This is a genomic window from Haemophilus aegyptius (assembly GCF_900475885.1).
Lineage (GTDB): Bacteria > Pseudomonadota > Gammaproteobacteria > Enterobacterales > Pasteurellaceae > Haemophilus > Haemophilus influenzae.
Map to the genome: position 1 here is coordinate 1260556 of NZ_LS483429.1, position 13580 is coordinate 1274135.

The following is a 13580-nucleotide window of genomic DNA, read 5'->3' on the forward strand; positions in this document are numbered from 1 at the left end:
CGTAAACAGGGGAAGGCAAGAAATTTCTACAAGCCCGCTTTTAAACTCGCTTCAATAAATCGATCTAAATCCCCGTCTAATACGGCTTGGGTGTTACGGTTTTCTACGCCAGTACGCAAATCTTTAATGCGTGAATCGTCTAATACATAAGAGCGAATTTGGCTTCCCCAACCAATGTCAGATTTATTATCTTCCATTACTTGTTTATCCGCATTTTTCTTCTGTAATTCAAGCTCATACAATTTCGCTTTTAATTGCTTCATCGCTTGATCTTTGTTCTTGTGCTGTGAACGGTCGTTTTGACATTGCACCACAATGCCACTTGGCATATGGGTAATTCGCACCGCACTTTCAGTTTTGTTTACGTGCTGACCACCTGCCCCTGATGCGCGATAAACATCAATACGTAAATCAGCAGGATTGATTTCAATATCAATATCATCATCAATTTCAGGGTAGACAAATGCCGCGCTGAATGATGTATGACGACGGTTATTGGAATCAAATGGACTTTTACGCACTAAGCGATGAATCCCCGTTTCTGTTCGTAACCAACCAAAGGCATATTCACCGCTCACTTTAATAGTTGCTGATTTCAATCCTGCTACATCGCCGTCAGAGACTTCCATCAGTTCTGTTTTAAAACCTTTGCTTTCAGCCCAACGGAGATACATACGCAGCAACATTTCTGTCCAATCTTGAGCTTCCGTACCGCCAGAACCTGCTTGTAAGTCCACATAGCAATTGCAAGCATCATGTTCGCCACTAAACATTCGACGGAACTCTAATTTTTCGAGTTGTTGTTCGAGTTCATCTAATTCAGCTACCGCTTCATTGAAGGTGTCTTCGTCTTCTGCTTCAATGGCAAGTTCTAGCAACCCATCAACGTCTTCTAAACCTTGTTCTAAATTTTTGATGGTATTTACAACTTGTTCTAAAGAAACACGTTCTTTACCAAGTGCTTGGGCTTTATCTGGATCATTCCAAACATCTGGCTGTTCTAATTCCGCATTGACTTCTTCTAAACGCTCAACTTTGGCATCGAAGTCAAAGATACCCCCGAAGCACTGAAGTGCGGTCAGATAAATCGATGATTTTATTTTTTACAGGATTGATTTCAAACATAATAAATTCACTGTGTGATAAAGTGTGGAATTATATGCTATTTTCTGATTTTTGGATAGTTTGACCTTGCAGAAATTAGCAATCTCTCTATAATTTTAGACTTTCTCACTCAAGCTAATTTAGGAACAAAAAATGAAGAAAATTTTTACCGCACTTTTGTGCGTGGCTGCGGCTAATGCAATGGCAGATGATGCGGCAATTAAACGCAAATTACAGTCTTTTAATATATCAAATATTGTTATTAAATCTTCGCCGATTTCAGGCATTAAAACGGCTGTTACGGATCAAGGTATACTCTATGTAAGCGAAGATGGAAAATATCTTTTTGAAGGTAAACTTTATGAACTCACAAATAATGGCCCTGTTGATGTCGCAGGTAAAATTTTAGTGGATAAACTTAATTCTTATAAAAACGAGATGATTGTTTATCCTGCGAAAAATGAAAAACACGTAGTAACAGTATTTATGGATATTACCTGCCATTATTGCCATTTATTACATCAGCAATTAAAAGAATATAACGATCTTGGCATTACCGTACGTTATTTAGCTTTCCCTCGTGCAGGTATGAATAATCAAACGGCGAAACAAATGGAAGCGATTTGGACGGCGAAAGATCCCGTTTTTGCTTTAAATGAAGCAGAAAAAGGCAATTTACCAAAAGAAGTTAAAACGCCAAATATCGTGAAAAAACATTATGAATTAGGTATTCAATTTGGTGTACGAGGAACACCAAGTATTGTTACCTCAACTGGTGAGCTTATTGGCGGTTATTTAAAACCAGCTGATTTATTAAGAGCTCTTGAAGAAACGGCACAATAATTTTATAATAAAGAGCAAGGGGCAGTTGCCTACCCCTTGTGTTTAGTCGGTTATGCTTAATATGCTGGGGAGCTTAAAAGCATTAACAACACAAAAATTATGATATAAATACATAATTTAGGCATCATTAAAATCCTTAGCTGACACAATAGTTAGACTAATGGTCAGTAGGGCTTTAACCCCTGTCAGCATTCAGGGTTAAAAGCCCTGACCGACAGGAAAAAGTATAGATAAAAGAGCTGTTGATTTCAACAGCTTTTTGCTTTTAGGTATGAATTAATATCCAGTGAAAAAACTTATCAAACGCCGTGAAATTCCAGTTGGAAATTCTGTTTCAACCCATCCGTTATTAGATCGCCTTTATCGTGCTCGTCATATTAAAAACACCAAAGAAGTAGACCGCACTTTGAAATCAATGCTCAATCCAAATCAATTATATGGCATTGATCAAGCGGTAAATTTATTAGTGGAGGCTTACCAACAACAGCAAAAAATAGTGATTGTTGGGGATTTCGATGCTGATGGTGCAACTAGCACAGCATTGAGTGTGCTCGCTTTAAGACAACTTGGTTTTTCTGATGTAGATTACCTTGTGCCAAATCGATTTGAACAAGGTTATGGTTTGAGTATTCCAGTGGCTGAAATGGCGATTGAAAAGGGCGTTCAGTTATTAATGACGGTGGATAACGGCGTTTCATCTTTTGAAGGCATTGCATTTTTGAAAGAAAAAGGCATTCGAGTTTTAGTCACGGATCATCATTTACCGCCCGAAACTTTGCCGCCAGCCGATGCGATTGTTAATCCTAATTTAAGTCAGTGTCATTTCCCTTCAAAATCTTTAGCTGGCGTTGGTGTGGCATTTTATTTGATGCTGGCGGTGCGCGCAAAATTTCGTGAACTCGGTATTTTTACTGCAGAAACACAACCTAATTTTACTGATTTGCTCGATCTAGTTGCATTGGGTACTGTCGCTGATGTTGTGCCTTTAGATCAAAATAATCGTATCCTTGCTTATCAAGGTTTAATGCGGATTCGTGCTAGACACTGCCGTCCTGGTATTATTGCGTTGGCTGAAGTGGCCAACCGCAATGTTGAACAGTTTACCTCAAGTGATCTCGGTTTTTGTATCGGGCCTCGTTTAAATGCGGCAGGGCGTTTAGATAATATGTCGATTGGGGTGGAGCTTTTGCTGGCGAACGAAATGTCAAAAGCCAGAGAATTAGCTTTAGATCTTGACGAACTCAACCAAACACGTAAAGAAATTGAAGCAGGTATGAAGCTTGAGGCAATAAAAATTTGTCAAAATCTTACCGCACTTTTTAAAGAGTTACCCTATGGTATTACGCTTTATCAGCCCGATTGGCATCAAGGCGTATTAGGCATTGTTTCATCAAGGGTTAAGGATCAATATCATCGTCCAGTGATTGCCTTTACGCAAGATAGTGAGGGAATTTTGAAAGGTTCCGCTCGTTCTATTGAGGGGTTACATATGCGCGATGTTTTAGAGCGTATTCATTCGCAACATCCTAATATAATTTTAAAATTTGGCGGACACGCAATGGCTGCTGGGTTGAGTATTCGAGAAGAATATTTTGCGGATTTCCAACATCTTTTTAATCAAACCATTGCCGATTGGCTTGATGAAGAACATCTGCAAGGCATAATTTGGACAGATGGCGAACTGAATTCAAATGAATTTAATCTTGAAACGGCAGAGTTGATAAAATCGGTAGGCACTTGGGGACAAGGGTTTCCTGAGCCTTGCTTTGATGGCGAATTTAAAATTTTAGATCAGCGCGCGATTGGGCAAAATAAAAATCATCTAAAAATGTTGCTAGAACCGAAACAAGATGGGGGGTTATTAGATGCGATTGCGTTTAATATTGATACAAGATTGTATCCTGATCTTTCAATTAAACAGGCTCGTTTAGCCTATAAATTAGAGATTAACGAATTTCGTGGCAATCGTAGCCTACAATTATTGGTAGATTATATTGAGCCTATAGATGAGTGATAGAATGAAATTAAAAGGGCTGTTGGCATTTTGTTTGCTTTTTTTATCGTCGTTTGTTTTAGCAGAAGTCAATCAGAAAGAATTTTCAGTACAAAATTCTCCGTACTTGCCATCACGGGACACAATTTATTTTGAAGATGGGCGCGATTATTTTTCTTATCAAGAACCTATTGAACAAGCGTCTCGAGCCGATAAAAAAATACGGATTCAATTCTTTTTTGATTATGATTGTCGAGTATGTTCTTCAGCACAGGATATTTTAGAACTTTATAGCCAAATACGCACACATAAAGTTGTGTTGGAACAATATCCTATTGCAACTGCCGATAGCCAGTTTAGCGCACGCATTTTTTATACTTTGCAAGCATTAAGTGCGGGGGAATTATCCAATGTTTTATTATTTGAAACTTCAGAAAAATCCCGTTATACAGAATTGTCTACATCAAATAAAATTCAGCAATGGGCGGAAGAACAAGGGCTAGATAAACAGTTATTTATTCAAACTGAAAATTCACAAAGCGTAAAAGAACAAATTCAAAATGCGATTGAATTGACGGAAGAATATGGTGTGTTTACCTATCCTTACGTTGTTATTGGGGGAAAATATGTACTCACTGCGAGTACGCTTTATAACGATGATTATAGCGTTGCAGTGTTAGATTTTTTGGTAAATAAAATAGAACAGGAACAAAAGTGATGAAAATCGGAATTGTTGGCGCAATGGCGCAAGAAGTGGAAATTTTAAAAAATTTAATGACAGAGAGAACGGAAACTTGTGTAGCAAGTGCGGTCATTTTTGAAGGCAAAATTAACGGTAAAAATGTTGTATTATTGCAATCAGGCATTGGCAAAGTGGCAGCTGCCATTGGCACCACGGCATTATTGCAATTAGCCAAGCCAGATTTTGTGATCAATACTGGCTCTGCTGGTGGGGTAGCAAAAGGCTTGAAAGTGGGGGATATTGTAATTTCTGATGAAACACGCTATCACGATGCGGATGTGACCGCTTTTGGCTATGAAAAAGGGCAATTGCCTGCTAATCCTGCGGCATTTTTATCGGACAAAAAATTAGCAGATCTCGCTCAAGAAATTGCAGAAAAGCAAGGACAATCAGTAAAACGTGGCTTAATTTGCTCTGGCGATAGTTTTATTAATAGTGAAGATAAAATCGCACAAATAAAAGCAGACTTCCCGAATGTGACGGGGGTTGAAATGGAAGCGACAGCGATTGCACAAGTTTGCTATGCGTTTAATGTGCCTTTTGTGGTGGTTCGAGCAATTTCTGATGGCGGCGATGGTAAAGCAAGTATGTCTTTTGAAGAGTTTTTACCATTAGCGGCGAAGCAGTCTTCGGCGTTAGTGTTGGGGATGATTGACAGACTGTAGTAATAATCTTTTAATAAGATAATAAATTCTAAAATTAAAGGCATAGCTTTTAGCTATGCCTTTTTATATGAGCCAATTAGAATTTATAGTTTAAACTCAGAATATAAGTTCTTCCACGTGCAAAGTTATAAAGTACAGATTTATCTTTTACTCCATCTTCACAAGCATCATTTTTACTACAAATTGAATCATTTAAACTTGAATAATAACGTTGCGAAGCCGCGTCATTTCCAGCATCTAATGGATCAACATAACGTTTATCTAATAGATTTTGTACTTCCGCTTTAATAATCAAATCTTTGATTGGTTCATAGCTGACGTGTAAATCTAAAATAATCGGTTGTTTTTTAATCTCTTCTGTTTTTTTCACGGCATAGTAAGTTCTTTGACTTGAAGTATGTTTTTCATAGCGAGAGCCATTGATATATTCTTCTTCAATTGTCGCACGTTTACTTTTTCCATAATAACGAGCTGCCATACCTAAGGTTAATTTTTGATCAAACCAGCGTGTGCCAAGCTCTAATCTGCCGTAGTCTTTTGGTAGCATTGAAACACGAGATAAGCCATAACCTTGTTTCAAAATGTCTTCTTTTGAAGCATTATTCGGACGTGGGCTGGCATCGGCATAATTGGTTGGCTGATTAGTACGTTGATAAGCGTAAGAGACATTCGCAAAAAAACGTCCCATATCATAATTAAGCTCTAACTCGGCACCGCTTTTTTTCACGATAGGTTGATAATTTTGATGTGCGATATTAAAGCGAAAACCATTACTGCTTGCCCACGTAGGTACAACGCCATTTCTCCACCAAACACCGTAAACATTATGGATATAGTTTTTAATAAAGCTACGATAACCCACTAATTTGATGCCTAGCACATCGTCTTGAGTGAATAGACCTTTTTTATAAGTATTAAAGCCTAGTTGATAGGTGTCAGATTGTTCAGGTTTTAATGCCGTGTTTACCCCTGCATCAGACACTTGAGAGAAAAACATCTCTTGAATATTCGGCATTCTGTGTGTGCGTGAATAAGTGAAAAATGGCATAAAATAATCGCTTAGCTCTGCACTTAATGTAGCGGAATGATTGAATGCCTTTTTATGGCCTGATTTATGCAAAATCGGTTCCGCTCCATTTTCATATCCAACATACTCACCATTAAACGCATAGTGGGTAAAATTCACGCTGTAATTTAAATGATAAATGCCTTTAGAAAGTGCGGTATCAAAATAGACCGTTTTAAATTTTTGCTTGCCAGAAGGTTGTAAAATCACTGAACGTTGGGGTAGTAAACTTCGGGTACCTTTAAATCGTCCTAAATGGCTGTAGTTACCTTGATCGTGTGAATCATCGTTATAAAACAAACTTAATTCTTCTGGAAAACGGTTTTTACTGTATTCATTAGTAAAATAGTTAAACCCTAATGTGGTTTTTAAATCGATTTCTTTTGGCAACAAGAAAGTATGGCTGTTATTTATATCAACAATATTTGCGACATTTTTGGTAATAAGTTTGTCTGCCACTTGCCAGCCAGCAAAAAAACCACCCTTAGGATAAATGGTTTTACCAATGTTATGTGCAGCCATTAAATTAAGATCAAGATAGCTGTTATTATTGAAGTTATAATTGACTTGGTAATTACGGTTTTCAATTTTGCGAGAACCAATTTTATTATCCAATGTACGTATTTGCGCCCCTAAATTTTGGTGATCATCGCCATATTCAAATTTTAATAAATGGCTACGTGAGCGTGATTGCAAACTACCAGGCTCAATTGGTGCAACGCTATATTGATCTTTATTGCGTTCAAAGCTTTTATCAGTTTCTGTTATGTCTTTTTGTAATTCTGTAATTTTTGATGGATCTTTATTCTTAAGTTGTTTTAAAATTTCCTTTTGTTTACTATTTTGGTACCATTGTTTGCATACTTTGCTTAAATCGGTAGAATTTGGAAATGGTTTCGAGTCAGCTAAGTGGGGGTTGTCGGGGTCATTACAAGACCAATGGTTTTTGCTTAAATCAGGTGTCCATTGTCCAGCTGAATTTAAAACATAACCCGCATTACGAAAATAAGCTTCTTTTTCTTTCGCGAGAATATCCTGCCCTAATGATGCTAATCGTTCTCCGCCACCGATACGATAATCTTGTGAAACTTCACGTTGGCTATAACCATACACAACGCCTACATAGCCACCATTATCAAGCCATTTTCTGCCTGCAGCCATTGTCATAAAATTGGATTTAGTGGCATTGCTCCCTGTCATTCCTTTCAGAATAATGCCGAATGGTTTGTCATCGGTAATAACATCATTAACGCCTAATGTTCTAAAATTAGCACTGCCTGCTAACGCATTTATACCGCTTGATCCTGAAAAGTTGCTTTTATTAACATCTACACCTGCAATAAAATTAGGATCGATTGCCGCACCAAATTGAGAACTTCCGCCTGATTGACCTGAGTCTAAGGCTGTAGAATAGAAGGTCTGGGTTACACCATCAACCATCGTATTGACACGGCCTAATCCATTTTCGCCACGAATATTCACAGAAACGACACCCGAGCCTTTATCTTGTTGAGTAAATGCCCCAGGAATGCTCCGAATCACTTGGTCAATGGTTTGTGTTTCCTTAAAGACATTTTCACGTGTACTTTTGGCTTTGGCTTCAGTGAAAGGTTTTTTATCGTTTGATATAACTTTTTCCACTACATCAATTTGTCCTAATGTTTCTTCGGCTAGAGCTTGTGTAATCGTCATACCGATTGTATTAATTAGGCCAAGTGTAATTAAATTTAATTTTATAGCTTTCTTCATTATCGTTCCTATTTATTTTTGAGAAAGATTACGATTATCCATTTTATAAGAGGGATTTCAAGGAATGATTTAATAAATTTAATGAAAATACCTAAAAATAATGAAAAAAATTAATTTTTTAGAGAGAAAAGATGTAGAGGGAATAAAGAAAAAGAAAGTTTAGTTTTCGCTAAAATGGATAAATTCATTCGCAAAATCAACCGCACTTTAAAATAGGAAATGACCGCAAAAGTGCGGTCATTTTTGGTGTAAATTTTATAGATTATAAAATAAAGGTACTAAGAACAACGCGCAAAGTGCGGCAATGATACCGTAAACGATCATAGGTATAATGGTTTTCTTAATAATTGTGCCTTCTTGGTTTGAAATATTTAACACAGAACTTACCGCTACAATGTTATTGATACATACCATATTCCCCATTGCTCCACCGACAGATTGTAAAGCAAGAACAAGTGCGACAGAAATGCCAGTGGTTTCTGCGGTAGAAAGTTGAACACTACCAAATGTTAGGTTGGATACGGTATTTGAACCAGAGAAAAAGGATCCGATCGCGCCTAAGAAAGAGGAGAAAATAGTCCAGTTACTACCAGAAATTTCAGCAAAAGTTCGACCAATAATTTTTACCATAGAATGTTCGCCACCCACTAACATTAGGTTTACCATCACTAAGGCACCAACTAAGGCAATAAATGGATTTTTAGATTGTTGTAAACTTGATACAAAAATCTGTTTAACATTTGAACTGGAAATTTTAAAGACAGGAATCGCAATTAGTACTGTAATGACAAATGGAATCAATGCGGGTACGTAAAGAAGTTTATAGCTTGATGAAACATTTGAGCCAAAAATATTTTTTAAGCTAAAGATTAAACCTTTGCTAATTTCAAATAATCCTAACGAACCTAATGTGGTTGAGAACCAAATAGTTGCGTCATTCATCATTGCTTTGAATGGTAATTGATGAATACGAGTCACAATTAAAAATGCAATAAGTAAACCTGTCGGGAATAATGCTTTAACTACTTCTCCCGTACTTACCGCATTATTATCAAGGGTATTTGTTACTTTTGCTAAACCAATATTGCGATTAGCAGCCCATACAGAAATAAATAAGCCGATTGCCCCCCCAACGAGTGATGGAAATTCGTAATTGACTTGAGCAATCAAGAAATAAGGTACTACGCAACCCAGTACGCTAATATAGATAAATACGATGTTTTTACGAATATCATCCCAATTTACTAAGATACGAAGTGCTAATAATGGGATAATAAGTGCAGCAATGGAGTGTATAAATGCTGTAATAGACCCAATTTCTAAAATCATATCTTCTGATAATTTTAAAGCACCAAAACCAAACCAAGTTGGTGTACCTACCGCACCAAAGGATACGGGAACTGAGTTCATAATCAGTGCCAACATTGCCACTTTTAATGGATGAAAACCTAATCCCACTAAAATAGGTGCAGCAATTGCCGCTGGTGTACCAAAACCACTTGCACCTTCGATCATAAAGGCAAACGCCCAACCAATAATCATTAATTGTGCAACGGGATTTGGATTAATATTTCCTAACCATTTTCGCATAATATTTGTTGCGCCTGAAATTTCAGAGAAACGGTTAAAGAGAATCGCACCAAAAATTACTGTAATAGGAGTTTGTACCGCAACAATTGCAGAAACAACATTTGCACTAATAGTAACAATATCTGTATTAAAGTGTAAAAGATGAACGCCCATAACTAATGTTGCAATCCAAGGTAAGGCAACATAAGAAGGTAGCGCGTTTCTTTTTACCATAAGATAAATCAGTAAAACGATAGGAAAAATACTTAGAACAAAAGACAGCATAAAATATCCTCAGAGTTAGATTAAAAGATGTGGTTATTTTATGGATTTATATGCAAAAGCATATACCTATTTTAAGAAAATGTGATCAATATCTCATAAAATTTAACATTTTATTTTCATTTTTTACATTTTTATTACTATTTGTGTTTAGTTATAGCATTAATAGAAGAATATGGAATATGATAAAGATTGTTTAATGCCATATTAACATTAGCAGGATCACCAAATTCTCACTATAATGCGCAAAATTTTGAGAATGAAAGGATAATTTGTATGGGAATGATTATTACTGTTGATGGTCCTAGTGGTGCTGGGAAAGGGACGCTTTGTTATGTGTTGGCTGAAAAGTTGGGCTATGCTTTTTATTGATAAAAATCTCCCCTTTTAATCGAGGAGATTTTTATTATTCTTCTTTAAATTCTTCCATCATTTCTTGTGCTTTTTTTACCATATCTTCTGAACCAACAAAAAGTGGTACACGTTGGTGGAGTTCCGTTGGTTGAATATCTAAAATTCGACGATAACCATCTGTTGCGACACCACCAGCTTGCTCCGCTAAAAATGCAATAGGATTGCCTTCATATAATAAACGGAGTTTTCCATTTGGATAGTTGGTTGCACTTGGGTAAATATAAATGCCGCCTTTTAATAAATTGCGGTGGAAGTCTGCTACAAGTGAACCAATATAGCGAGATACGTAAGGGCGATGAGTCACTTTATCTTCTTCTTGGCAATATTTAATGTATTTTTTTACACCTTGCGGGAATTTCAGGTATTGTCCTTCATTGATGGAATAAATTTTGCCCTCTTTTGGCATTTGCATATTTTCGTGGGAAAGACAGAATGTACCGATTGATGGATCATAAGTGAAACCATTAACTCCATTACCAGTGGTATATACCAACATTGTTGATGAACCATAAACAATATAACCCGCCGCGACTTGTTTATTACCTGGTTGCATAAAATCTTCTAAGGTAACAGGTGAGCCAATTGGAGATACGCGACGGTAAATAGAGAAAATTGTACCGACGGATACGTTTACATCAATATTTGAAGAACCATCAAGGGGATCCGTTAAAATAATATATTTTGCATTACGGCCACGTTCTGTATCAAATGCGATAAAACTTTCTTCTTCTTCAGAGGCAAAACCAGCCACTTCTTCACGTGCCATTAATGCCGCTTTCATCGTGTTATGGGCGAATAAATCGAGTTTCATTTGACTTTCGCCTTGTACATTTTCAATACCAGATTGACCGAGAATATTTGTTAAACCTGCTTTGTTAATATCTCGATGAATAATTTTCGCTAAAAGACGAATTGACGACAAAATACCACTCAATTCCCCTTTTGCGTTTGGATATTCAGCTTGGCGTTCAACGATAAATTCACTTAATGTTTTCATAATTTTCCTTTTAGTTTTTCATAATACGTTGATTAATTATAGGGAGTTTGGAGTGTAAACTCTAATGGCAGATTATCAGAATGGGATCTTTATCACAAAAATTTCACATTAATTGTTGTAATTTTTAGAAGCTATCACTTATTTGTTAATTAATTCTGGAGTGATTTTGTGAATTTGCGCTCCAAATAAACTTGGGCTACCATAACCGCACTTTATTAAGCCAAAAGGTAAAAAATGAAAATTGCATTAGGCATTGAGTATAATGGACAAAATTATTATGGTTGGCAGAGACAAGAAAAAGTCCGCAGTGTACAAGAAGAATTAGAAAAGGCACTTTCTCACATTGCAAATGAAAAAATTGAAATATTTTGTGCGGGGCGAACGGATTCTGGCGTAAGTGGAACGGGGCAGGTTGTTCATTTTGAAACCAATGCGGTTCGTCCAGAGAAGGCTTGGGCTTTTGGTACGAATGCTCATTTACCTGATGACATTGCAGTGAGTTGGGCAAAACAAGTCGATGATGAATTTCACGCCAGATTTTCTGCAACAGCACGCCGTTACCGTTATATTCTTTATTGTAATAAATTACGCTCTGCGATTTTAGCGGGAGGAATAACCCATTGCCATTTAGATTTAGATGCGGAAAAAATGCATCGGGCAGGGCAATGTTTACTTGGCGAACAGGATTTTTCCTCTTTCCGTGCGGCGCAATGTCAGTCTCATACGCCTTGGCGTAATGTGCATCATTTGAATGTGTCTCGTATCGGAAAATATATTATTGTTGATATTCAGGCGAACGCTTTTGTGCATCATATGGTGCGCAATATTGTGGGAAGTTTGATTGAGGTCGGTGCTGGAAATCAGCCGATTGAATGGATGCAATGGCTGCTTGAGCAGAAAAATCGTCAGCTTGCCGCACCAACAGCAAAACCCGATGGATTGTATTTGGTGGATGTGATTTATCCACAAAAGTTTGATATTCCTAAACGCCCAATTGGCCCTTTATTTTTAGAGGATGGTTTATTAAATCGTCCTTTGAAATAAAGCGTAATTTCATCTTTTAAATAACCATATCTGAAAATATTCTTCATAAAAAAAGACCGCACTTTAAAAGTGCGGTCAATGTTAAGTGAATTTATATTAATTTTGATATTCCATAGTTCACTAAAAATCCTCCAATCACTAGCCATAAATAAATCAGTATCCCTAAAATCAGAGGTTTTAGTCCTGCTTTCTTGATTGCGCTTGCTTGCGTAGTTAAGCCAAGTGCAGCCATCGCTGAAATTAATAAGAAAGAATCGATTTCAACGAATAATTTCACGAGTTCTTTTGGTAATAAATCAAAAGAATTAAAAATGGCAACGCCAATAAAAAGTACAGCAAACCAAGGAATTGTAATTTTGTGTGACGTATTTTCTGATACCCCATCACTACGTGTTAATAACCAAGAAAGCATTAATAAAAATGGTGCAAGCATCATTACTCGGATCATTTTGGTAATGACGGCAGTATTCGCCACGATAGGATTAATATTTCCCCCAATCGCATAAACTTGAGCGACTTCGTGTACGCTAGAACCAACATAAATACCGAATTGATGAGCGTTAATTAAATGTTGCGACCAAGTGTAGAAAAATGGATAAGTAAAAATAGAAAGTGTCCCGAAAATGACCACTACGGCAATCGCCACTGAAACTTTATGAGATTCTGCTTTGGTAACAGGCTCTGCCGCCATAACCGCTGCCGCACCACAAATACTACATCCTGCCCCAGTGAGATAAACCAATTGTTTATCCATTTTTAGATAACGAATGCCCAAAAGTGCGGTAAGAAAAAAGGTTGAAATTAGCATAATGGCATCAGTGACAACAGCATTTAAGCCAACATCGGCAATATCGCCAAAAGTAAGGCGAAAACCATACAGCACAATGCCAGTGCGAAGAATCGTGCCTTTGGCAAATAATACGCCTTTTTCCACTAGTGTTGAAAATTGCGGGTAAATAGTATTGCCGATTGCCATTCCCAGTAAGATGGCAATAATGAAGGCACTGATATGATAATGATGGGAAAAGTCGGTGCTTCCTAAATAGTTAGCAAGTATAGCGATAATCGCGATAAATATAAGTCCGAAATAAAAGGGACGAGTGTTCATTTTT

The 13580-nt window shown here is 37.0% G+C and carries 10 protein-coding genes and 1 pseudogene; 6 read left to right on the forward strand and 5 right to left on the reverse strand.

The annotated features are described in order from the left end of the window. Positions 1-26 precede the first annotated feature (26 nt). A protein-coding gene (prfB, locus tag DQN49_RS06585) for a peptide chain release factor 2 (protein WP_111723572.1) occupies positions 27-1125 on the reverse strand; the annotation gives its coding sequence in 2 pieces (ribosomal slippage) (positions 27-1049 and positions 1051-1125; 1098 coding nt in all). A 132-nt stretch (positions 1126-1257) separates the two neighbouring features. On the opposite strand from prfB, the gene dsbC reads away from it, so the two are divergent. The 4 genes from dsbC (at position 1258) to DQN49_RS06605 (ending at position 5347) form a co-directional block, all read left to right on the forward strand. After that, positions 1258-1947 carry a bifunctional protein-disulfide isomerase/oxidoreductase DsbC gene (dsbC, locus tag DQN49_RS06590; protein WP_006996480.1) on the forward strand — a complete coding sequence of 230 codons (690 nt, stop codon included), beginning with the start codon at positions 1258-1260 and terminating at the stop codon, positions 1945-1947. Positions 1948-2233: 286 nt separating this feature from the next. After that, the gene (gene recJ / locus DQN49_RS06595) at positions 2234-3961 is read left to right on the forward strand and encodes a single-stranded-DNA-specific exonuclease RecJ (RefSeq protein ID WP_006996479.1); all 1728 of its coding nucleotides are present in this window, start codon (positions 2234-2236) and stop codon (positions 3959-3961) included. Between the two features lie 4 nt (positions 3962-3965). After that, positions 3966-4658, forward strand: a complete 693-nt coding sequence (locus tag DQN49_RS06600) for a thiol:disulfide interchange protein DsbA/DsbL (protein ID WP_081457599.1) — start codon at positions 3966-3968, stop codon at positions 4656-4658. Then, a complete protein-coding gene (locus DQN49_RS06605) occupies positions 4658-5347 on the forward strand; it encodes a 5'-methylthioadenosine/adenosylhomocysteine nucleosidase (protein ID WP_006996477.1) in 690 nt (229 codons plus the stop codon). Before DQN49_RS06600 ends, DQN49_RS06605 begins: the two co-directional genes overlap by 1 nt. A 76-nt stretch (positions 5348-5423) precedes the next feature. Here DQN49_RS06605 and DQN49_RS06610 read toward each other — a convergent pair whose 3' ends face one another. Continuing rightward, entirely contained in the window at positions 5424-8162 is a 2739-nt protein-coding gene (locus DQN49_RS06610) for a TonB-dependent receptor domain-containing protein (protein WP_006996476.1), read from the reverse strand. 255 nt (positions 8163-8417) lie between these two features. After that, positions 8418-10016, reverse strand: a complete 1599-nt coding sequence (locus DQN49_RS06615) for an L-lactate permease (protein WP_006996475.1) — start codon at positions 10014-10016, stop codon at positions 8418-8420. 267 nt (positions 10017-10283) lie between these two features. Between DQN49_RS06615 and DQN49_RS06620 the strand changes: the two are divergent. Further along, positions 10284-10376 (forward strand): annotated as a pseudogene (locus tag DQN49_RS06620) ((d)CMP kinase); the annotation flags it as partial. A gap of 43 nt (positions 10377-10419) precedes the next feature. On the opposite strand, the gene fbp reads toward DQN49_RS06620, so the two are convergent. Then, positions 10420-11424 carry a class 1 fructose-bisphosphatase gene (fbp, locus tag DQN49_RS06625; protein ID WP_006996473.1) on the reverse strand — a complete coding sequence of 335 codons (1005 nt, stop codon included), beginning with the start codon at positions 11422-11424 and terminating at the stop codon, positions 10420-10422. 234 nt (positions 11425-11658) lie between these two features. On the opposite strand from fbp, the gene truA reads away from it, so the two are divergent. Then, entirely contained in the window at positions 11659-12468 is an 810-nt protein-coding gene (truA, locus tag DQN49_RS06630) for a tRNA pseudouridine(38-40) synthase TruA (protein ID WP_006996472.1), read from the forward strand. A gap of 91 nt (positions 12469-12559) precedes the next feature. Here the strand turns inward: truA and DQN49_RS06635 are convergent, their stop codons facing one another. Further along, positions 12560-13576 (reverse strand): YeiH family protein, encoded by a 1017-nt coding sequence (locus DQN49_RS06635; RefSeq protein WP_006996471.1) that lies wholly within the window; start codon positions 13574-13576, stop codon positions 12560-12562. Positions 13577-13580: the final 4 nt, after the last annotated feature.